This is a genomic window from Hahella sp. HN01 (genome assembly GCF_018986435.1).
In the GTDB taxonomy this organism is placed as follows: domain Bacteria; phylum Pseudomonadota; class Gammaproteobacteria; order Pseudomonadales; family Oleiphilaceae; genus Hahella.
The window spans coordinates 193,872-215,871 of the sequence record NZ_JAHMIN010000005.1 but is presented as its reverse complement, the minus strand read 5'-3'; the positions used below and the strand labels follow the sequence as shown (position 1 = coordinate 215,871).

General features: G+C 54.9%; 22 protein-coding genes. 12 read left to right on the top strand and 10 right to left on the bottom strand.

From position 1 onward, the window contains the following. Positions 1-117: 117 nt before the first annotated feature. Positions 118-1,032, bottom strand: a complete 915-nt coding sequence (locus KP814_RS07110) for a LysR family transcriptional regulator (protein WP_216736102.1) — start codon at positions 1,030-1,032, stop codon at positions 118-120. 206 nt (positions 1,033-1,238) lie between these two features. Between KP814_RS07110 and KP814_RS07105 the strand changes: the two genes are divergently transcribed. Further along, positions 1,239-1,601 (top strand): LuxR C-terminal-related transcriptional regulator, encoded by a 363-nt coding sequence (locus KP814_RS07105; protein ID WP_127974043.1) that lies wholly within the window; start codon positions 1,239-1,241, stop codon positions 1,599-1,601. Positions 1,602-2,121: 520 nt separating this feature from the next. Then, on the top strand, positions 2,122-3,423 hold the full coding sequence (locus KP814_RS07100; RefSeq protein ID WP_216736101.1) for an NAD(P)/FAD-dependent oxidoreductase: 1,302 nt from the start codon (positions 2,122-2,124) through the stop codon (positions 3,421-3,423). 98 nt (positions 3,424-3,521) lie between these two features. On the opposite strand, the gene KP814_RS07095 is transcribed toward KP814_RS07100, so the two are convergent. Continuing rightward, positions 3,522-4,016, bottom strand: coding sequence for a TIGR00645 family protein (locus KP814_RS07095; protein WP_127974045.1), 495 nt, complete (start codon positions 4,014-4,016; stop codon positions 3,522-3,524). A gap of 352 nt (positions 4,017-4,368) precedes the next feature. On the opposite strand from KP814_RS07095, the gene KP814_RS07090 reads away from it, so the two are divergent. Both KP814_RS07090 and KP814_RS07085 read left to right on the top strand, forming a co-directional pair. Continuing rightward, positions 4,369-5,079, top strand: a complete 711-nt coding sequence (locus tag KP814_RS07090; RefSeq protein WP_216736100.1) for a choice-of-anchor N protein — start codon at positions 4,369-4,371, stop codon at positions 5,077-5,079. Positions 5,080-5,239: 160 nt separating this feature from the next. Further along, the gene (locus tag KP814_RS07085) at positions 5,240-5,851 is read left to right on the top strand and encodes a glutathione S-transferase (RefSeq protein WP_216736099.1); all 612 of its coding nucleotides are present in this window, start codon (positions 5,240-5,242) and stop codon (positions 5,849-5,851) included. 48 nt (positions 5,852-5,899) lie between these two features. On the opposite strand, the gene KP814_RS07080 is transcribed toward KP814_RS07085, so the two are convergent. Genes KP814_RS07080 through KP814_RS07060 form a run of 5 tightly spaced genes read right to left on the bottom strand, consistent with a single transcriptional unit; the run spans position 5,900 to position 10,614 of the window. Next, positions 5,900-6,667, bottom strand: a complete 768-nt coding sequence (locus tag KP814_RS07080) for an SDR family oxidoreductase (RefSeq protein WP_216736098.1) — start codon at positions 6,665-6,667, stop codon at positions 5,900-5,902. Between the two features lie 27 nt (positions 6,668-6,694). Beyond that, positions 6,695-7,393 carry a histidine phosphatase family protein gene (locus tag KP814_RS07075; protein ID WP_216736097.1) on the bottom strand — a complete coding sequence of 233 codons (699 nt, stop codon included), beginning with the start codon at positions 7,391-7,393 and terminating at the stop codon, positions 6,695-6,697. A 57-nt stretch (positions 7,394-7,450) separates the two neighbouring features. Further along, the gene (locus KP814_RS07070) at positions 7,451-8,518 is read right to left on the bottom strand and encodes a phosphotransferase family protein (RefSeq protein WP_253938220.1); all 1,068 of its coding nucleotides are present in this window, start codon (positions 8,516-8,518) and stop codon (positions 7,451-7,453) included. A gap of 5 nt (positions 8,519-8,523) precedes the next feature. Beyond that, entirely contained in the window at positions 8,524-9,390 is an 867-nt protein-coding gene (locus KP814_RS07065; protein WP_216736095.1) for an SDR family oxidoreductase, read from the bottom strand. Positions 9,391-9,405: 15 nt separating this feature from the next. Beyond that, positions 9,406-10,614 carry an acyl-CoA dehydrogenase family protein gene (locus KP814_RS07060; protein WP_216736094.1) on the bottom strand — a complete coding sequence of 403 codons (1,209 nt, stop codon included), beginning with the start codon at positions 10,612-10,614 and terminating at the stop codon, positions 9,406-9,408. A 152-nt stretch (positions 10,615-10,766) separates the two neighbouring features. On the opposite strand from KP814_RS07060, the gene KP814_RS07055 reads away from it, so the two are divergent. Further along, positions 10,767-11,699, top strand: coding sequence for a LysR family transcriptional regulator (locus KP814_RS07055; RefSeq protein ID WP_216736093.1), 933 nt, complete (start codon positions 10,767-10,769; stop codon positions 11,697-11,699). Between the two features lie 230 nt (positions 11,700-11,929). On the opposite strand, the gene KP814_RS07050 is transcribed toward KP814_RS07055, so the two are convergent. Both KP814_RS07050 and KP814_RS07045 read right to left on the bottom strand, forming a co-directional pair. Further along, positions 11,930-12,457: a hypothetical protein gene (locus tag KP814_RS07050; RefSeq protein WP_253938219.1), complete on the bottom strand. Its 528-nt coding sequence runs from the start codon at positions 12,455-12,457 to the stop codon at positions 11,930-11,932. A gap of 165 nt (positions 12,458-12,622) precedes the next feature. Next, positions 12,623-13,327, bottom strand: coding sequence for a hypothetical protein (locus KP814_RS07045; RefSeq protein WP_216736092.1), 705 nt, complete (start codon positions 13,325-13,327; stop codon positions 12,623-12,625). A gap of 216 nt (positions 13,328-13,543) precedes the next feature. Between KP814_RS07045 and queC the strand changes: the two genes are divergently transcribed. The 3 genes from queC to KP814_RS07030 all read left to right on the top strand — a co-directional run bounded on the left by queC (position 13,544) and on the right by KP814_RS07030 (position 15,893). Then, a complete protein-coding gene (queC, locus tag KP814_RS07040; protein ID WP_216736091.1) occupies positions 13,544-14,239 on the top strand; it encodes a 7-cyano-7-deazaguanine synthase QueC in 696 nt (231 codons plus the stop codon). Next, on the top strand, positions 14,227-14,880 hold the full coding sequence (queE, locus tag KP814_RS07035) for a 7-carboxy-7-deazaguanine synthase (protein ID WP_216736090.1): 654 nt from the start codon (positions 14,227-14,229) through the stop codon (positions 14,878-14,880). The genes queC and queE overlap by 13 nt, the downstream gene beginning before the upstream one ends. Positions 14,881-14,969: 89 nt before the next feature. Then, on the top strand, positions 14,970-15,893 hold the full coding sequence (locus tag KP814_RS07030; protein ID WP_216736089.1) for an AEC family transporter: 924 nt from the start codon (positions 14,970-14,972) through the stop codon (positions 15,891-15,893). 10 nt (positions 15,894-15,903) lie between these two features. On the opposite strand, the gene KP814_RS07025 is transcribed toward KP814_RS07030, so the two are convergent. Next, complete coding sequence (locus KP814_RS07025; RefSeq protein ID WP_253938218.1) at positions 15,904-18,252, bottom strand: molybdopterin oxidoreductase family protein; 2,349 nt, start codon at positions 18,250-18,252, stop codon at positions 15,904-15,906. Between the two features lie 435 nt (positions 18,253-18,687). Between KP814_RS07025 and KP814_RS07020 the strand changes: the two genes are divergently transcribed. The 4 genes from KP814_RS07020 (at position 18,688) to KP814_RS07005 (ending at position 21,897) form a co-directional block, all read left to right on the top strand. Then, entirely contained in the window at positions 18,688-19,365 is a 678-nt protein-coding gene (locus KP814_RS07020; RefSeq protein ID WP_164887409.1) for a DUF1722 domain-containing protein, read from the top strand. After that, entirely contained in the window at positions 19,365-20,165 is an 801-nt protein-coding gene (locus tag KP814_RS07015) for an alpha/beta fold hydrolase (RefSeq protein WP_216736088.1), read from the top strand. Before KP814_RS07020 ends, KP814_RS07015 begins: the two co-directional genes overlap by 1 nt. Then, entirely contained in the window at positions 20,162-21,187 is a 1,026-nt protein-coding gene (gene ansA / locus KP814_RS07010; protein WP_216736087.1) for an asparaginase, read from the top strand. Before KP814_RS07015 ends, ansA begins: the two co-directional genes overlap by 4 nt. Positions 21,188-21,351: 164 nt before the next feature. After that, positions 21,352-21,897 carry a hypothetical protein gene (locus tag KP814_RS07005; protein ID WP_216736086.1) on the top strand — a complete coding sequence of 182 codons (546 nt, stop codon included), beginning with the start codon at positions 21,352-21,354 and terminating at the stop codon, positions 21,895-21,897. Positions 21,898-22,000 lie beyond the last annotated feature (103 nt).

The window sequence follows — 22,000 nt, the reverse complement described above, 5'->3', positions numbered from 1 at the left end:
GGCGGGCCGGAGTGCGCAACAGAACTTAGCAGCAGGCCCAGTAGGTCAGTATCCGCGATTATTACGGTTATCAGGGAAGATGCTTATACTTTCCCCGACATTACCGGCATATTTCCCTCAAATTGCCGCGACCGGCTCGGCCGCGCCAACTTTTTGCGTCGCCCGGGTGAGACTTTCCCATAAGAAGCGCACAGCGGGTCCATGGGGCTTCTCTAATTTGCGCAACACATAAAGATCGACTTTTTCAGTGGCGTCACACGGAATATGAGGCACCGGCAACAGCTCGCCCTGGGCCAGCTCTTCTTTGATTTCATGCAAAGGCAGGCGCCCCCAGCCCAAACCGGCCAGGATCATGCGTTTTTTCAGATTGTGGTCGTTGACCGCCCATTTACCGCCGTTATCCACCAGCAGATAGCGCTCATCAAGGCGCTTGATGGCGCTGTCCTCCACGACTATCTGGGTGCTTCGGCAGAGATCTGGCTCGCCATTGTCGCAGCGCAACAGGTTGGCGAGATAATCCGGCGTGGCCACGACTTTCAAGACAATCTGGCTGAACGGTGCAGCTTCCAGAGAGGCATGCACGCGCTCCTGATAGGTAATGGCGATGTCCGCGTGGTTATCCTGTAGACGCTGCATGGCGCCTTCCAGGGTTTCAATGTAGAAATCCACCTGGGTATTGGCGTAGCGCGCGGCGCATTCGCGCAGAGACGGCAACACTTTCTCCAATGGGCAGATGTGATTAACGGCGACTCGAATGACAGGCTCGTATCCCATGGCCAGTTCGCGAGTATAGGAATCAAGATCGGAGAATTTCGCCAGAAGTTCGTTTACTTTTCCGGAGAAGGCTTCCCCTTTTTCGGTCAGTTTGGGGCGGTATCGGTCGCGCTGGAACAACAGGAAGCCAATTTCCTCCTCCAGCGCGCGTATGGTTTTGCTTATCGCGGATTGGCTGCGGTAGAATTTTTTGGCCGCCGCCCTGAACCCGCCTTCGCTCACCACTGCGGCGAATATGCGTAGCTGTTCCCTAGTCATGTAAAATTTCCCTTTAATACAACATGATTACTTTACGGCAACACAAAATGAAAATTAATCATTATTTTTTAATCAGTTAGCGTCATAAGATAACAATAGAGCACTCGCTGGGCGCAGATAGGGAATGATTCCCGATCAAGGACGGCGCCAAAAAGGGACATGTTAAACAGTAATGGATGTAAGGATAGGACGTAAAAGTGCTTACCATGGTTACAAAAGGAAATGACCTCCCCACTGTGTACCGCAGCGCGCCTGCGGAAGACGATCTGCTGCCGTCGCTAGCGCGGCTGAGCGGCGTTCCAATTTCCATCCGAGAAGCGCAGACCATCGGACTCTGGCTATGCGGTTTATCCGCGAAAGAAAGCAGCCAGGTGCTGGGTTTGTCGCCACGAACGGTGGAGACTTACCGGGAAAACATCAAAAACAAGTTTTCCATCACCAACAAAATCAAGTTCTTTGACTTGCTGATACGCAACAAACTGCACATTCCGCTCGTATTGATGGGAGGCAGTTACATCACCGAGTATCAGTCGAACCACCAGGATCAGCCGTTGCAGGCTACCGGATAACCCCACCGGTACGCCCCGCCAAGGGACAAAACAAGAATAAGCTCCCATCAGGACGCCCCTCCCATGTCCGTATCCTATACGGATGCAGGGGGGCGCATTTCTCCCTAGACTGCCGCACTCGAGGGAAAACGCAGCGTTAAGGCGTCCTGATCAAGGCGGCGGACCGTTTTCGCCGGCGCATTCAGGGCGACAGGCTCCAAAAGAGCCGCTCTCGGTTGCAACGCTGATTCAACGCAAGCCGGCCGCCAATGGACGTCTCAGCATGATTCCTGAAGGTGATGGACCGACCCTGATTCACCCGACGCCGAGACGTACGTTTTACAGGCCTGCTTTTTGGAGGGCGCGCCCGCTGGATCCAGGCGGACAAGAGGCCCTCCCTTTTTTAGCCGCTCAGGGCGAAAGCCCAAAACAGATTTCGTCTTCACTCCCCCATATGCAAGTCAGCGGATTTTCTTTACCGTAGCCGGGATTTCCTGGGTATTTCGTCTTATAATCCCTAGCTATTTCGGGGAGTTGTTTTATGAGCATACCTAAAATAGTCGTCGTCGGCGGCGGCGCAGGGGGGCTGGAGCTGGTCACCCGCCTGGGCAATGCGCTCGGGAAGAAGAAACGGGCGGAGGTCCACCTGGTGGATTGCAACCCCACCCACTTATGGAAGCCGTTACTACATGAAGTCGCCACTGGCTCCATGGATTCCGGCATCGACGAAATCAGCTACCGTTCCCACGCTTTCTTCCACGGCTTCACCTTCCACCTCGGCAAAATGCACAGTCTGGATCGCCAGGCGCGCACGATAAGCCTGGCGCCCATGCATGACGCAAGGGGCGATGAAATCAGTCCAGAACGCACGCTCGCTTATGATTATCTGGTGCTGGCCCTCGGCAGCCAGACCAATGACTTCGGCACGCCAGGAGCCGCCGAGTACTGCGCGTTCCTCGACAGCCGCAAACAAGCCGACCTGTTCCACAAGAACCTCATCAACACGTACCTGCGCCTCAGCAGTCAGGCGTCGGAAGGTAAGCCGGTAGTATTGGAGATAGGCATCGTCGGCGCCGGCGCCACAGGCGTGGAACTGGCCGCGGAGCTGCACAACACCACTGCGCTGCTGGGCGCTTATGGTCTGAAGTTAGGCCCCCAAAACCTGAAAGTGACCATCATCGAAGCCGGTCCCAGAGTCTTGCCCGCCTTGCCTACGCGCATCTCCAACGCAGTAGTCGAAGAACTGGGCAAGCTGAACATAGCCATCAAGACCAACACCAAAGTCACCAAGGTTACGGATAAGGGCTTCGAAACCGGCGACGGCGAATTCATCACCGCAGACATGCGCGTTTGGGCGGCGGGCGTCAAAGCCCCGGATTTCCTCCAGGGCATCGATGGACTGGAAACCACCCGCAACAATCAGGTCGAGGTGTTACCCAGCCTGCAGTCAACCAAAGACGACCGCATTTTCGCTATCGGCGACTGCGCCAGCTGTCCCCAGCCTGACGGTTCCAAAGTACCGCCACGGGCGCAGTCCGCTCACCAGATGGCCAGCCATGTTTACGTTAACCTGCGTCACCTGTTGGCCAACAAGCCGGTAAAATCCTATATCTATAAGGATCACGGTTCACTGGTGTCGCTAAGCCGCTACTCCACCGTCGGTAATTTGATGGGGAATCTGACCGGCAAGTCCATGATGATCGAGGGACGCATCGCGCGCTTCGTCTACATTTCCCTGTATCGCCTGCATCAAATCGCTTTGCATGGCTACATCAAAACCGCGCTGATCATGTTTTCCGCGCGCATCAATAAGATCATTCGACCACGTCTCAAGCTGCACTGAGACGCCAACGAAAAACCGGGGCTCAAAGGCCCCGGCTTTATCCGGCATAAACGTATTTCGCTTAGCTCGTAGGCATCTGCGCCCGGCCGCGATGAGCGTTAGTGTTCCTTGCGGGTGATCTTGTCCAGATATCCCATGCAGAACGCGGACACCACAAAAGTCATGTGGATGATCACGTACCAAAGCAAATAGGTCTCCTCCACATTCTCCGCATTCATGAATATTTTTAGCAGATGAATAGAAGAAATAGCGACAATAGACGCCGCCACTTTGTTTTTCAGCGTGCCGGAATCCACTTTACCCAGCCAACTCAGTTTTTCCTGCCCTTCGGCGATATCCAACTGTGAGACAAAGTTTTCATAGCCGCTGAACATCACCATTACGAGCAAGCCGCCAACCAAAGCCAAATCAATCAGCGACAGCACCACGAGCACCAAGTCCGCTTCTTTCATGGAGAAGATCACCGGCATTACATGGAAGATCTCCTGGAAGAACTTCACGCCCAACGCTAACAGGGCCAAGCTTAAGCCCAAATAAATCGGGGCAAGTATCCAGCGCGCTGAATACATCAAATTTTCAATAAAACGCTCCATGATCTCCGCCTAACTCTTACAAGATTGAGAAAAAGTGTCGTGTTTGGAATAACTTCCCGCTTGATGGGGGCTCAGCATAGCAAAAACAAGCAATTTACAGTGAACCTTGCGATAAGTTCATCCCCCACGCCCTTGTATTCCTGAGCTTTATGGATAAGGCCCTGTCAAATTAACGCCATTCAATTTTCGACATGTGTCACAAAAATTTACATTTACAATTTCTTTGTAACATCACGTAACTCGCCAAGTGCCTGTCCATGTTCATTAACTTTTAGTATGGCGAGGTAATTGCCTGTTTTCTGATGTAGTCCACCCTGTCATTAACCACACTCGCAGTACAGGCTCAAGAGTCATGAAACAAACAACAACCTCACTCAAAGCGTTTGTCTTTTCATCTGCCATGCTCGCCTCTACCGGAGCATTCGCTCTTCCGGCGCTGCAAATTGGAATTGAAGATGGAACCTATGACATGGCCTCCGAGGATTCGGTAACCAGCGCCACCGCCTTTACACTTTATGCCTTAGCCGATACAGGTATCGTTGACGCTGGTTTATTTGATTTCCGCCTTAGCATCGCCGTCACGCCCAAACTGTCGACGCCGACTGACTTAGGCAGCATTGTCGTCAATGGCATCACCATTGATATTACCGATGATATGACTTACGGCACTCCTCCTGTAGAGGTAGCCAGCAGCAGCGCTGACCTGCCAGGTCACGGTATTTACGACACTTATTACTACGAAGTCGACTTCTCCTTCGACACCGGTAATAAAGCCACGCCTTACAACGTGCAGGACGATCCCGATGGATTCGCACTGTACGGCGGATCAGGCGACTACCTGTACTACAACGCCTTTGACTTCGACGTTTCCGGCTTTACAGGAACTGGCCTGCACTTTGACCTGTATGCATTCGACTTCGACCTGAAAAAGCCGATAGTGGCATTCGCTCCGTTCTCTCATGACGGTAGCTACAATCGCCGGGAAGTGCCAGAGCCAGAAACGCTTGCGCTGTTCGGTGTTGCTTTAGCCGGGTTGTTGGTATTCCGCCGCCGCCAAGCCTAAGCAGAACGTAGATTATTTACACGCAAACGCCGGCGCCCGCCGGCGTTTTTCGTTTCAGCGTCAGTATTTTTTACAGTGAACGAAAACAGTTGACGTCTACAGTCTAAGTTATTGACTATAGAAGACCTCAACGATAGGGAGTTGTTAACGGAGAAATCATATGCAGCTCATCGGCTCACTTACCAGTCCTTTTGTCAGGAAGATCCGCATACAGTTATTGGAAAAGGGGCTTCCGTTTTCCCTGCTGGAAGAGATTCCCTGGAATGCGGATACATCCGTACCTAAATTCAATCCATTGGGCAAAGTTCCCGTATTAATCGACGAGCATGGCGAGATCTGGTTTGATTCGCCGGTTATCGCCGAATATATCGAGACCCTGGAAACCCGTCATCGTCTGGTTCCAATCAAGTCGATCGACGCAGTCAGAGTACGCCAGTTGGAAGCGCTGGCGGACGGCGTTTGCGAAGCGGCCATCGCCATCTTTCTGGAGAAAAAACGCCCATCGGAACGCCAAGGCCCGGAATGGATCGCCCGTCAGGAGCAGAAAGTAGAGCGCGGCTTGGCCGCCCTGGAAAAGGCCACTGTCGGTAAGCATTGGGTATTTGAAGACCACCTTACGCTGGCGGACATCGCCATTGGCAGCGTAGTGGGCTGGTATGATTTCCGTTTCGGCGATTCAGGTTGGCGCAATAACCATCCGCACCTTGCGGACTATGTGGATCGTTTGTTCAAGCGCGACTCCTTCATTCAGACACAACCGCCTGAATCCTGAGTCGGCAATCCATGGGACGCAGCGACTTGGCGTTGCGTCCCATGCGGTTCACGAAATCAGATAGCCGCCGTCCACCGCCAGCACAGAACCTGTCGTATAAGAAGCTGCGTCGCTCACCAGATACAGCACGGCGCCCGCCATTTCCGTCGGCTCTGCGATACGATTCATCGGCACATGCTGCAGCAACTGTTTAAGTATTGCTTCATTCTGCGTGAGCGCTGATGCGAATTTGGTGTCTGTGCCCCCCGGCAGCAGCGCATTCACTCGAATCCCCAGGCCCGCGCACTCCTTGGCGAATGTTTTGGTCATGCTGATCACCGCGGCTTTGGTGATGGAATAGATGCCCTGAAAGTGTCCGGGAATGACGCCATTGACCGACGCCACGTTCACAATCTTGCCGCTCTTCTGCGCGCGCATGAGTTTGCCGGCTTCCACGGACATAAAGAAGTAACCACGGATGTTCACATCAACGGTCTTTTGAAATACGCCCAGATCCGTTTCCAGCACATGTCCGAAATAAGGATTGGTGGCCGCGTTATTAATCAGGATATCCAACTTGCCGTGCTTTTCTTTTATCTGCTCGAACAGTGAGGATATTTGCTCCATCTCACCAATATGACAGGCGATAGCCTCAGCGGAGCCGCCTGCATCGCGAATCGACTGCGCCACGGATTCACAGCCTTCTATTTTGCGACTGGACACAATGACATGCGCTCCATACTGCGCCAATGTCCTGGCGATGGATTCGCCGATCCCGCGGCTGGCGCCAGTGACCAGCGCAATCTGTCCCGTCAGTTGAAATAAGTCTTTTTGCATAATAAGGCCCTTAATATTTGCGTCAGTTCAGCGCCAGGTGACATAACTGCGATCCCTGCCGCACTGCAAGTAACTGTAATTATTGAAATAAGCCAGCGAGCGACGCCCGCCGCCGCTGTACATGATTTTGGTGATGGAGGCGTTCACAATGAACCAGTTCATACTGAACGCCGCGGGTGAAGGCAGGCCAAGCACTTTCTGCAGTATCGCGGTAATAACGCCGCCAGAAGTCACGATGGCGATATTGCGGCCGCCGCCGACTTCCTCCAGTGTGGATTCAAATGTCTGAGCGGCCCTGTCGCTGAATGTCGACCAGGAATCCATGCCCTCCCATGAGTCTCTTTCCAGCCAGGCGGCAATCACCTTTTCAAACACTTTCTGAAAACTGCGCCGACGGTCGATATTTCCGCTCACAAAGGCCGCAGCATCCGCATCCCGTTGCGCCAGTTCAGGCAGCACTTTGGCCAATACAGCGACATGGTCGAACTCATTGAAGCCATGGCTGCGAACGACTTCCGCCTCTGCGCCCATCTCGTTGAGCGCAATGGAGGCGGTGTCTATCTGACGATTCAGCAAACCGCTTCGCCATGCATCCAGACGCAAACCTTTTTCGGCCAGATAAGTCCCCAGCCTCTGCGCCTGAACGCGTCCCAGCTCAGACAATTTGTCGTAATCGTTATCACCGAAACTGGCTTGTCCATGGCGAATTAAATAGACCGCGCCCATCAACCAATCTCGCCTGTACAGTCGTGTACAAAACCGTGCATGACCATGTAAGCCAAATCAGGACAGAGAAGACGCATGAATCTTGTCTCGCAAATAGCCGTCCAGATATTGCACGGCCTGTATAAAGCTGGCGAAACGCTTGTCCTGTGTCTGTCCGTGGTAGAAGCGGTAATAGATCTGCTGAATGATGACGACCAATCGGAACATGCCGTACACCTCATAAAAATCAAAGCTGGGAATACTCAGATCGGCTCGCTGCAGGTAATAGTCGACAATTTCCGCACGACTCATCATCCCCGGCAAATGCGTGGGTTGGCGCCGCATCATATGCAAGGGAGCCGGGTCATCCCGTTGCACCCAATACGCCAGGCTGTTGCCCAGGTCCATCAGCGGATCGCCAATGGTCGCCATTTCCCAGTCCAGCACGCCGATAATGTTCATCAGGTTATCGGCGTCCAAAACCAGATTGTCAAAGCGATAGTCGTTATGCACCAGGCATTGTCGTATCTGTTTCGGCTTGTGCTGCTGCAGCCAGGCCATCACTTCTTCAAAATCCGGCGCGTCCTCCGTCTTGGAGTGTCGATAGCGATCACACCAGCCATCAATCTGCCTCTCGACGTAATCGCCTTCCTTCAATAAATCTTTCAGGGGCGTACTCTCCCAGTCCGCCTGATGCAGCTCGACCAGTCGATCCACCATGTTACGACACAGTGCGCGCTGATCCGCTTCACTGAACGGCATTCCCGCTGGCGGATCGCCACGCAGAATGACGCCTTTGAGGCGCTCCATTATGTAGAATTCGCCGCCGATAACGCTCTCGTCCTCACAAAACGCCACCATCGCTGGGACGTAGGGATATATCCCTCGCAAGCCCTGCATCACCCGATATTCCCGGCCCATATCGTGAGCGGACTTGGCCTTGCGCCCGAATGGCGGGCGGCGCAACACAAACTCTTGATCGGGATACTGCAGCAAGTAAGTCAGATTAGAGGCGCCGCCCGGGAACTGCTGAATCCGCAGTTCGCCAGACAACCCCTTCATATGTTGCTTGAGAAAGGCGTCTATCGCCGCTGCGTTAAGTTCTTCACCGGCGCGAACCGCACCCGCGCTATCAGCAAATGTCATTGCACTCATCCTACCGCTCGCCCCTTTTCCGTCGTTTCCACGCTGTCATCGCAGTCCTGCCGCTTCGCCAAAAGACGACGCCCCAAGGTCTTCATGCTTCGCAAATAGACTCCGGGCGCATATCTTTTCAACCACCACAACAGCCGGTAATTGGCGTGAGGCAAAATGTAGAAATGCTGCTTCTCCACCCCCTCATATAAACGTTTCGCCACATCCGCCGCGCTCAGCTTGGAGCCTGCGAACAGCTTTTCCATGGTTTCTTTGAGTTTGGGGTTAGGAGAGCGCGCCGTACCCGCCAGCCCAGTCGAAAAGAAGCCGGGACAGACGACATTTACGCCAACGCCAAAGGGAGACAATTCACCCACCAGAGTTTCCGAGAGCGCCACGACGCCGGCTTTGGCGGCGTTATAGGAGCCCATCTCAGGGGCATGCACCAGTCCCGCCATAGAAGCGATATTAACGATCTGGCCAGAGCGTTGCCGTTTGAACAATGGCGCGAATTCTTTACAGCCGCGCACCACGCCCATGAGGTCGATATCGATCACCCATTCCCAATCTTCCAGCGGCGCTTCGCCAATTCCGCCATGGGCCGCCACGCCGGCGTTATTCACCAGGATATCCAGACCGCCCCACAGCTCTACAATTTTGCGCAGCCAGTCCTGTATATCCCGTACCTTGGTGACGTCTACATGCTGATAAAAGGCGCGGTTTTCGGGCAAACCCAGCGATGCAACGATGGCGTTTCCGGTGTCGTCCTGCACATCCGCAAAGGCCACCCTCCACCCACGGCTGAGAAAATGCCGGGCAGTGGCCAGTCCCAATCCACTGGCGCCGCCGGTTATCGCGACGCGCTTTTCTGGAAATCGATGCATATCCCCTCCTCTGGTCTATCGTTGGTATTTCTTAAGTTCATACTTGGCGATCAAAGCCCGATGCACTTCGTCGGGTCCATCCGCCAAACGCAGCACTCGCGCATAGCCAAACAACGCCGTCAGCGGAAAATCATCTGAGACGCCGGCGCCGCCGTGCATCTGAATCGCCTGATCCACAATACGCTGACACAAACTCGGCGCTACAACCTTGATTTGCGAGATATCGCTCATCGCCGCAAACACACCGTACTTATCAATTTTATACGCCGCCTGCAGCGTCAGCAGGCGCGCCATTTCAATATCCATACGCGCGTTAGCGATAATGTCCGCGTTTCCTCCCAGCTTCGCCAATGGTTTACCAAAAGCGACGCGGCTCAATGACCGCTCGCACATGAGCTGTAACGCCCGTTCCGCTGCGCCAATGGCGCGCATGCAGTGGTGAATGCGGCCCGGCCCCAATCGACCCTGAGCGATTTCAAATCCTCGTCCGGGACCGGCGATGATATTGGTTAAGGGGACGCGCACGTTTTCGAAATGGACTTCGCCATGACCGTATGGCTCATCCAACTGACCGAACACCGGCAGCATGCGCTTCACCTTCACCCCCGGGGTGTTGCGCGGCACGATAACCATCGAATGACGTTGGTGACGATCGGCGTCAGGGTCAGTAACGCCCATAAAGATAAAAAATTCACAACGGGGATGGCCGGCGTTGGACGTCCACCATTTGCGGCCATTCACCACCACCTCATCCCCTTCAACGACAATGGTCGCCTGCATATTGGTGGCGTCGGAAGAAGCGATGTCCTTTTCCGTCATTGCGAACGCGGAGCGAATCTCTCCCGCCAGCAGAGGCTTTAGCCAGGCGTCCTGCTGCTCGCGGGAGCCATAGCGCGCCAATACCTCCATATTGCCGGTGTCCGGCGCATTACAGTTGAAGACCTCAGGCGCTATAAACGACCATCCCATTTCCTCCGCCAGCGGCGCGTATTCCAACGTGCTGAGTCCGGGGCCGTATTCCTCTTCCGGTAGAAACAGGTTCCACAAGCCTTCCTTCTTCGCTTCCGCTTTTAAGGTTTCCATTATCGGCGGTTGGGTCCAGGTCTGTCCGGGTTCGGCCAGATGGGCGTAATACTCTTGCTCCGCAGGTAAGACCCGGTTGCGGATAAAATCGCGAACTCGCTGAATGTAGCCCGCAGCGCGCGGTGAATGATCGAATTCCATTGCTCACCTCAAAATCAGAGTTTGGCCATTACAGACGAGCGCTTCTTTGCGCCTCGCCCGCTGCGCTGGAAGCGCTTGGGTTAATGGCTAAACCATAGTCACCGCCATATAATTAAACAAATGAATAATAGAAATAGATAAATATAAAAATCATGCATATTAGCCGCATCGACCTAAACCTGTTTGTGGTGTTCGAAGCTATTTATAGTGAAGGCGGCATCACTCGCGCATCGGAAGTGTTGCATTTGACCCAGCCAGCCGTGAGTCATGCTCTCAATCGTCTGCGGGAAGCGCTTGGCGATGAGCTGTTCATCCGCTCTTCCCGTGGTATGACGCCAACCCCTTACGCCCATCAATTAATCGGTACGGTGAGACAGGCGCTGAATCAGTTACAACGCGGTCTGCAACAGGGCCAGGAGTTCGCCCCTGCGCAATTGGAAACCAGTTTCAGATTGTGCGTGCGGGACCTGTTCGATGTGCTGCTGTTACCGGAGCTGATCAATAATTGCAGGGCGATCGCCCCGAAAGTGGTCTTTAACTGCCTGCGCTCGCCCCGCGAGCAGATCCTGCATGATCTGGCCAGCGGCCGCATTGATCTGGCGGCGGATGTGCTGATCAGCCATGACGACAGCATTTGTCATGAGAAACTATTTGAAGATCGTTTGGCCTGTCTGTTGCGCAATGACCATCCCGCCCTGGCCGGGGAATGGAATCTGGCGGAAATGTTGCGTTGGCCTCATGTGCAGGTTTCCTCTCGGGAGCATGGACCTGGATATGAAGACATCCAGCTATCCCGGCACGGCCTGCAGCGTAAATTGGGACTGCGCACCCCTCACTTCTACGGCGCGGCGTTGACGGCGGCCAGCAGCGATTTGATCCTGTGCGCGCCGGAACAGGTTGCGCGGCGCCTAACGCAAACTATCCCATTGCAGGTCATGCCTTTTCCCCTGACTCTGAACCCATTGGAGACTTATCTCTACTGGCACAGATCCACAGATCGCGAACCCGCCCACATCTGGTTACGAGAGCAAACACAACGAGCTTTGGCGCAAGGATTACAGGGGATTGAGACAGGCCAAATCTAACGCCAGGCCTAGGGAAATAAGGGCCTCGGTATTCACCTACAGTAAAAGCAGGGTGGCTGAACCATACTTTTTAGCGTGTCAATTGTAGGGTTTAGAAGACACGGGAACGTTGGACTCCCAACGCACTCCATACCCTCTTGCATTTCCTTAATGTAGGCACAAAAGTGCTCTCCTGAGCGGGTTACTGCAGGCGCAAGCAGTCTCCCGCTTTTTTTGCGCCTGCAGTCAGATCACAAGCCTTGTTCGATGACCATTTTCCAGGTTGTGTAGAGAATCTGCGCGTCGTTGGCGGCGCGGTGAGTTTCCACGCCTAATGTCTCAATAGCGCGACGACGCGTCTCCGCCCAGTTGTTTACCTGTTGCGGAGCCAGCAGTGCGGCGATGGATTCCAGTTTAAAGGCGGGCTGTAACTTGGCGGCCCGGAACAGACGATGCAGCCAAAAGCTGTCAAAGGTCCAGGCGTCGCAATAAACATGTTCGGGAAGCAATTCGTTGAGCGCATGCGCCACATCGACGACATTGACGCCTTCCTGCTGCAATTGCTGGCGAGAGATGCCATGAATGGCGCAGGCGTCTTCAGACCAATCCGTCCACAAGGGGGCGGGACGCAGCAGCCAACTATGAATGGCGCCATCCGGCAGACAAACGCCCACTTCAATCGGATAACTGCAAATCAGATCCAAACTCGATGCTTCAAAATCGATAAAGCAGGGTTGTTGTAATGCTTCTATCTGCGAAGCCATTGTCTCAAAAGACATATTCGGTTCGTTTTTCACATACTCCTCACGGCATCCTCTGTGCGGCGTCGTATCCGCCACGATCCCCTGTCGCAAGACGGGGCGCAAATACCGGCCACTTCTACAACGCGCCTTGTGGCGAACGGACCGATGTGGAGGACGTCGATCTTAAACACGCCGGAGCGCCTATCCCGCTCCGGCGTCGGCAAGTTCCTTTTCCAGCAGAATGACTGCGGCTTTAGCCGACGCTCCCGATATGGGCGTGTATATTATTTGGTCGCCGGCTACTTCAGGCCAGTAGACAAGCATACTCTGATCTTTGGCGCCGGAGGTATAGTAAATGACCGTAAGTATCCCAGGACGCTCATCCGCGATGTACTTGATGGCGGCCTTGTCTGCGCGGCTGGAGAGATCGATCAGCACCGGATCGGGATAACGGTCAAATTGCTCAGACTGCACCAACTCACTGGCGAGATAGTTGCGTAGACTGACGAAATCAGGATTATCCGGGAACAACAGCATCTCCTCCGCCAGGCTGGCCACTCGCGCGGTCATCAACGCATTATCTTCGGTGGAGAGGTCGCTGAATTCGGGAGGTATGCCTGCCGCTGCGGCGGGCATCATGTTGAGCAGACTGGGCCAATCCTCCGCTTGCGCCGCCACCTCCCAGTTGCTGCGCTCTGGCGTCTGCAAGTACGCCAGTCCGCCCCAGACTAATGCACCGATGATAAACATGCCGCCCTGACGGCCACGCCGCTTTTCTTCCGTTTTGATTTTGATCGGTTGACGGCGCATCTTTTCCGCGCCCAATCCAAGCATCGCCAGAGCGGCGATCAGGCAGAGTACGACTGCAAAGATCTGACCCAACAGGGCTAGCTGAACCGGACTCATATGCGTTCCCCCTTGGTACTTCTCTCGCCCGGGAGCGGAGATCGCGATGAAACGACGCCAAGGCGCGGCGCATCACGGGACGCCGCCCCTTCTTTTCTGTATAGCAGATTTTCCCCAAATTGCCGCTTTTCCAACGTCCGGATCAGGGCATGAACGGACGACAGCCACTATAGCCCGCGGTATAATGCGCTTTTGTTCTCTCACAAGCGGTAGGCAATGAATCAGTCTGATACGTCCCTTATTCCAAATCGCGCCGTCGCCATCTTCTCCGGCGGTATGGACTCATTCACTCTTCTCAACGAGTTAGTGGCGGAAGGCAAAGAAGTTTTCGCCCTCTCCTTCAATTATGGACAGCGACACAGCAAAGAGCTGGAATGCGCCAGGCAGGTATGCGAAAGCCTGAACGTCGCCCATAAGATCATCGACATCACCGCCATCAATTCGTTGCTGGCCGGCTCTTCTCTGACTGACGATATTCAAGTGCCGGAAGGGCACTATGAAGAAGAGAACATGAAGTCCACCGTAGTGCCTAATCGCAATATGATTCTGTTGTCTCTGGCGATTGGCTATGCCGTCTCACTCAAAGCCGAAGCCGTCTATTACGGCGCCCATGGCGGCGACCACGCCATCTACCCGGACTGCCGTCCGGCGTTCGTGGAAATCATGAGTGAAGCGTCCAAACTGGCCAACTACGAGCCGGTTGAAGTCCGCGCCCCGTATTTATACGAAACGAAAATTGAAATTTTGCGCAGAGGTCTGGCGTTGGGCCTGGATTACGGACAAACCTGGACGTGTTACAACGGCCGTGAAAAAGCCTGCGGTAAGTGCGGCTCCTGCGTCGAACGTCTGGAAGCCTTTGAAAAGAATGACGCGGTTGATCCCGTAGCGTATGAGTCTGTATGTACCGGGTAAAAGAAATTTTCTACACCCTGCAAGGGGAAGGGGCGCACCAAGGGCGCCCCGCCGTGTTCTGCCGCTTCAGCAAATGTAACCTGTGGACAGGACGTGAAAAGGACCGCGCCAGCGCTGTCTGCAACTTCTGTGATACGGATTTTGTCGGCGTGGACGGTCAGAATGGCGGCAAGTTCGCGACAGCGGAGGAACTGGCGGAACGCATTCTGTCATTCTGGCCGCAGGAAGAAGGCGAGCGCTTTGTCGTCTGCACTGGCGGCGAACCTCTGTTGCAACTGGATGAGCCGCTGATTGAGGCATTCCACGCCAAGGGCTTCGAAGTCGCAGTGGAAACCAACGGCACCCTGCCCGCTCCCGCCGGCATCGACTGGCTATGCTTGAGTCCCAAAGGCCGTGCGGAAGTAGTAATAAAAGAGTGCGACGAGCTCAAGCTGGTCTACCCGCAACCGGAAGCGCCGCCGGAACGCTTCGATGATATTTGCGCCGGCCGCTATTATCTGTCTCCCATGGCCAACCCGTTGGCGTTAGAGGGCGAAGATGAGCGCAAGATTCACAATACCAAGCTGGCGATGGATTTCTGTATGCGTTATCCAAAATGGCGCTTGAGCGTGCAGCTCCACAAAATATTAGGTATCGACTGATTCCGCCGATTAGCCATTACTGCGTATAGATCAACAGGGCGGACAGCTCCGACAATATTCATTTTCGACACGCTAACGGACGCCTAACTATGCAGGTCAGCGCCGCCCTCATTCCCGTCTTTATACTTATCCTCATCGGGTACGGCATGCGCCGCCTTAACTTTCCCGGCGACAGCTTCTGGCCGCCGGCGGAAAAGTTTCTTTACTACTTCCTGTTTCCCATGATGCTGGTGGATAAGCTCACCTACGCCAAACGGGACGGGCTGATGCTGGATCGTTTATTCCTGGCGATTCTATTGGCGTTTGTCATCGCATCTGCCTTGATGCTGGCGATACAACACTGGCGGCGTTGGTCAGGCTCTCGTTTCACGTCCGTTTATCAAGGCGCCGTACGCTTCAATTCCTATGTGGGATTGGCCGCCGTGCAGGCGTTGCAGGGCGATCAGGGGCTGGCGCTGGCGGCGTTATCCATGTCCATTATGATCCCACTGATCAATGTGCTGTGCATTGGAGCCTTCGCGCTTTATGTGGAGCAGTCAGCGCCCGGCTGGCGCGGCGTGGGCAAAGCAATCGTCACCAATCCACTGATACTGGGAAGTCTGGCGGGACTGACCTTCAACAGCCTGGGGATTGGTTTTCCTGACGCCGTCAACCAAGTATTAAAGCTGGTGGGTAATATGGCGCTACCATTGGGCTTGCTGTGCGTTGGCGCGGCTCTGGACTTGCGTAACCTGAAAGGCGCCGGCAGCTCGCTCATGATCAGCAGCGCTTTCAAACTGGGTTTGTTCCCGCTCATATTCGTCGGCAGCGCGTTGGCGTTGCAGCTACCGCCGCTCAATGTCGCAGTGTTCGCCATACTTGGCTGCCTGCCGACTGCGACAGCCTCCTATATCCTGGCGCGCCAGCTTGGCGGCGATGCGCCACTAATGGCGGGCATCATCAGCGCGCAAACGCTGATGGCCATGCTCACCATGCCGCTGGCGCTTTCCCTGCTGACGGCGGCGCTGCAGTGATGGGATTGAGCTAAACCGCTACAGAGCCGCCCTGCTTTTGCGCGCCAGCGCTTCGGCTTTTACCTTTGCGACCGGTTGCGGACTTCACTGTCACGGGAACGCCATTCAACGCCGCATTGCCGGACAGTGGATCAACCCATAGTTCGTCCGTCAGGTCGTTTACACTGACGCCCCCATGAGCACTGGCCGTGCGCCAGTTGACGCCGCTGCGCTTGTGTCCCCACCCATGGGGAATACTGACGACGCCGGGCATGATGTCGTCCGTCACCTCCACAGGCAGAACCACAACGCCCACCCGAGAGCGCACTTCCGCGTCTTCGCCGTCACGCACACCATAGCGGCTGGCGTCGCGGGGATGCATCAGCAACGTACACCGGCTTTTGCCCTTCACCAGACGATGACTATTGTGCAGCCAGGAATTATTGGAGCGAACATGGCGACGCCCGATCAACAGCAACGCGTCGTCCCCGCTTTCATTCAGTAGCGCTTTCACCCGGGACAGGTCGTTGAGATAAATCTTTGGCGCCAGGTTAATGCGCTTGTCCTTGGTGAACAGTCGCTGCGGCAGGCAGGGACGCAGAGGCCCAAGGTCCACGCCGTGCGGATGCTGTAGCAATGTCTTGATCGAGAGCCCTTTCGGCAGATCGCGATTTTCATCGCTCAAGGGGCCCTGTTTCCAGAGCTGTCGCAGCGGATGTCCGGGATGCAGCGCCTGCAACGCTCTCTCCAGGTAACCGGACCAGCGCTCCGACGCCGGCAGGTCGCGGCCATAGGGACCCAGCTGCAGATAGATATCCGCCAGACCATCTGGCCCCAGGCGTTTAAGCAGCTTGTACTTGATTTCCGCTTCAATAGACGAGCGCAAATCGCGACTGCTCAAACGCCGCGACAACTCCAGAAATATCTCCCAGTCGTGCAGCTCGTTGTCCTCTTTGGGAAACAGCGGCGGGGAGTATTTCACGGTGTTGCGCACCGCCAGCGCGGCGAACACAATATCGATATGGCTACGTTGCAAGGGACCAGCGGGTGGGAGAATGATATCCGCATGACGGGAGGTTTCGGTGACGTACATATCAATACTCACCATAAACTCCAGGGAATCGAACGCCGCGTCCAGCCGTCCGCCATTGGGTGAAGACAGCACAGGATTGCCCGCCACCACCACCATGGCTTTAATCTGCTCAGGCCCTTCGGTCAGGATCTCTTCCGCCAGTGTCGCCGCCGGTAGTTCGCCGCCAAATTCAGGCAAACCGCGCACGCTGCTGCGATAGCGATCAAAATGCCCTTTATGTCCGGACATCGCGCCGATGGCGGGAAGGTCAATGGCGGGCTGGGTAAACATCAGACCGCCGCGACGATCCAGATGGCCAGTCAATATATTGATGCAGTAAATCAACCAGACGCACAAGCCGCCATAGCGTTGCACGCTGACGCCCATCCGCCCGTATAAAACTGCCTGACGGGTCTGCGCAAGCTCTCTGGCCAGCTTCCGAATGTCGTCCGCCGCAACGCCTGTCGCTTCCGCGACGCGTTCGGCGGGATAAGCTTCTCCCGCCAATCTGAGTAGCTCCACATCCTCCGTGATATCGGCGAGATGGCCCAGATTGACCAGGTCTTCATCAAACAGGACGTTGATAATAGCCAGCAACAGCAACACATCCGTCCCAGGTCTGATAAAGATATGCTCGTCCGCTACTTTCGCTGTTTCCGCCTTACGCGGATCAATAGTGACGACTTTGCCCCCACGCTCACGAATGGCCTTGAGTCTGCGCTCAACGCCGCCTGCGCTCATCAGGCTGCCATTGGACGCCAGAGGATTGCCGCCAATGCAAACGAAAAGGTCGCAACGATCTATGTCAGGAACTGGAAACAGGCCCTGATTTCCAAACATGGTGAGATTGGCCAGCATATGCGGAAGCTGGTCGAGGGACGTGGCGGAAAAACGTTTTCTGGTGGCCAATGCGCGCAGAAAAGGCAGAATAAAAAGAGTATTGCCATGGTCATGCACGTTGGGGTTGCCCAGGTAGACACCCAACGCATTGCGCCCATGCTCCTCACGCACTTGAATCAGGCGCTGCGCGGTATAATCCAGGGCTTCGCTCCAGGAAATTTCCTCCCAGCCGTCAGCGGTGCGACGTAATGGTTGGCGCAAGCGGTCTGGATCATTCTGCAGATCTTGCAACGCCACCGCTTTTGGGCAGATAAACCCCTCGCTGAAGGGGTCCTCGGCGTCGCCTTTGATGCTGACCACTTCGTCGCCATGGGTTTCGATGCGCAGACCGCACATGGCTTCGCACAGCGTGCAATTTCTAAAATGGAGTCGCCGGGATTCTTGTTCGGCGCCAGTATTCACAGTCATGCGCAGACCTCGCTCTTCTTGGTATTGTTATATCCAGTTCGGGAACCAAAGCTTTTTGGCTGACGCCAGCAGCGCCAAGCTGTTACTTTTTGTCTAACCTTTTTTTCATATTTACCGCTCAGGTCCCGATGCTTCAGAGTATGCGCCGCAACGCGGCGTAAAAACCATCATAAAAGTCCGCCACGCAACAGACCAATGGCCGAATAAGACATTTTTTAGGCCGAACCGCGAGACCACTGCGCTTTCACATCGCAACAGCAATACTTTTTTCACATAGTGCGGAAATTAATGTCGTTCTTTGCTGCACATGCGTCTACATTTTGCCTTTGCAAAACGTTATTTTGGGCGTCTGGCGCTGTAAATGACGGACTCATAAGAAAAACGACTATTGAGAACGAGACAACCAACCGAACAAGAGGCCATCTGGCGAACCCTATGCCACAATTTCTTTTTGACATCGATCCAGGCTACCTCAGCCTACCTCAGCTGCAGCACCAGCTAAATATGCTGCAGGGAGCCATCAGGAAACCGGAAAAAATCCAGCAGGATCCCCATCTAAAGTCGTGGCGGGGACACGTTGACGCATTGATGACCATGTATAACCTGGTGGTCAGCGAGATTAATCTGCGGCAGAACAGCACCCTTCCCTATATTCACGCCTCAGGCGAATCCTTGATCTGGCCCGCTCGCCCCGGAATGCCAGTGGAAGAGCAATGGCCGCAAGCGGAAGCCGGCGCGCGTCTTCCCAGTCCTCGCAACGACCAGGCCCTGTGGGCGCAGCATAAGTACTCGGTCATGGCGCGTAATCAAGGCATGTATCAATCCCTTGGCCGCGCCGTCGCCGCCCGTGAAATCGCCTTGGGCGATCTGGCGGAAGAACTGGTCGCCGCCCTGCGCGTGCCGCCTCCTCTGGGAGGTTTACGCAACGCGGTCTGGCATATGTGGGGCTATATTTCTCAGTTTTCCCAGCTCAAGCCGGACAACACGCCTCTTCCGACCGTATTCCGGGAGATTCAGCTGCTGGCGGGCAAACATCAGTCCGCCTATCTGCTAAACTCTACGGCTTTGGGCGAACTAGCCTATTGGTGTTGGTTATTCGAAGGTAAACATTAATGCTGCAGTTGCATCATCGCGTTCAGGGAAACACTCAGGAATCTGCTGGAGATAAAGCGCCCCTCGTTTTAATCCACGGCCTGTTCGGCTCTATGGAAAATCTGGGCGGCATCGCCCGATTGCTTGCCGATAATTTTGTCATTCACTCCCTGGACATGCGCAATCACGGCCGCTCGCCTCATGCGCAGATGATGGACTACTCCCTCATGGCGGCGGACGTCATCCGCTACATGGACAATGCTGGCATCGAAAAAGCCCACCTGCTGGGACACTCCATGGGCGGCAAGACCGCCATGCAGATTGCGCTGGAATACCCTCAGCGCGTTGAAAAACTGATCGTGGCGGATATTGCGCCAGTCGCCTATCCACCCCATCACAAAGACATTCTCGCCGGGCTCACGGCACTGGACCCTGCGTCGCTGTCCTCCCGACAGGAGGCCGACGAGCTGGTCAAACCCTACGTGCCGGAGTTGCCGGTGCGTCAGTTTCTGCTGAAGAATCTGCAGAAAGGCGTAGACGGACGCTTTTCCTGGCGGATGAATTTACCGGCGATTCAGCAGAACTACATGAATATCATGGCGGGCCAGGATGCACAGCAGCCTTTCCCGGGACCCGTCTTGTTTGTCAAGGGTGGAAACTCCGACTACATCCAGCCCAAGCATCGTGAGCATATAGCGCGTTTGTTTCCCGCAGCGGGCTTGCGGGTCATTCCGCATACGGGACACTGGCTGCACGCGGAGAAGCCGGAACTCTTCGCTCGCGTGGCTGAACGTTTCCTGATGAACGAGGATTCCGAATGAGCAAACGCATATTCATCATCTACACCGGCGGCACCATTGGCATGGTGCGCTCCCCACAAGGCTATGTGGCCGTCAGCGGCCTGCAGAAGCTGATCGATGAAAAGATTCCTCCGCGCCTGTCCATGGACATGCCGGATTACGACCTCTTCGAATATCCAGACCCCATCGACAGCAGCAATATCAGACCGCCGGAATGGGCCCGTATCGCCAAAGACATCAGCGACCGCTATGACGATTACGACGGCTTCGTCGTTTTGCACGGCACCGATACCATGGCTTACACGGCCTCGGCGTTGTCCTTCCTGTTACGGGATCTGACCAAACCCGTCATCGTCACCGGCTCTCAAATCCCCCTCAGCGAGCTGCGCAATGACGCCCAGACTAACTTGGTGACCGCGATTGAACTCGCCAGTTCCTACACTATTCCTGAGGTTTGCCTGTACTTTAACGGCGTATTGCTGCGAGGGAACCGTAGCAGCAAATTGCTCGCCACGGGTTTTGAAGCTTTCGCCAGCCCAAATTATCCCCATCTCGCCGATGTCGGCATCTATATTGAGCTGAATCAACACGCGCTACTGCCTGTTCCCGATAAGATCTGCTTCGAGCTGCCGGATTATAACTTCGCCCAGGTGCGCGTATTGTCGTTGTATCCTGGGATTGAGGCGGAAGTCATCGAGGCGATGACGCAGACGCCCTGTCGCGCGCTGATATTGCGCACCTACGGCGTCGGCAACGGACCCAGTCTCGATAAGCCCTTCCTGAAAGCGCTGGAGCAAGCCCATAAACGCGGAGTGGTTCTAACGAGCCTGACCCAGTGCACTTCCGGCAGCGTCAATCTGGGTAGTTACGCCGCCGGCTCGGAGCTGGCGAAGACTGGCCTGTTGGGCGGTGGAGATATGACCGTGGAAGCGGCCTTCGCCAAACTGCATCATTTGTGCGCCCTGGGCCTAAGCAGTGACGAAATTCGGACGGCAATGAGCAAGCCTCGCGCCGGAGAAATTACGGCGAAGAAAAATCAATAAAATCAAACAGATAAAGAATAGCTTGCGTAAAGTCCGGTTTTGACACATGCTTGCACACTCAACAGCGGGTACGTAGATCCACGTATCAAACGTTGGACCTAAGGGCCCGAGCAAAATAAGAAGAAGTACATCAAGCCTCACCATTAACTCAACGCGAGGTTGACATGGCTCAAAACCAACCAAAAGCTAGCTTGCCTGCTATCATCGATGTGGAAGCCTCTGGTTTCGGCCGGGGCAGCTACCCCATCGAAGTAGGTTTTATTCGCGCGGATGGATTTTCTTATTGCAGTTTGATCAAACCACAACCTACCTGGACGGATTGGGATGAAAACGCCCAACAGGCTCACGGCGTCAGCCGACAGACCCTGGCCGCCCGGGGTAAAGATGTACGGGACGTGGCCCGGGATCTTAACGCCCAATTAGCCGGGCAAACCATCTATAGCGACGCCTGGGGACAGGATTTCGCCTGGTTGTCTCTGCTGTTCGCAGAAGCTGGCGTACCGATGGAGTTTAAAGTAGAGCCGCTCAGCATGCTGATGTCGGAAACGCAGAAATCAGTTTGGGGCGCGACCCGCGCCAGAGTCGAACAAATGCTGGGACTGCCTCGTCACCGCGCCAGCGGCGACGCCCGTATTCTGCAGATGACTTATCACTGGTCCAGTGGCTCAGAGCAATGCCGATCTCAACACGCCGCGCTAGGCGCAGCCTGAGGTTAACGATCTCTATAAACCGGCATAGACCCGGTATCACGACATAAAATCAGAAACGTAAGTGCAGCGGATAGCCTGAATGACCTGAACTCTCAGGTCATTC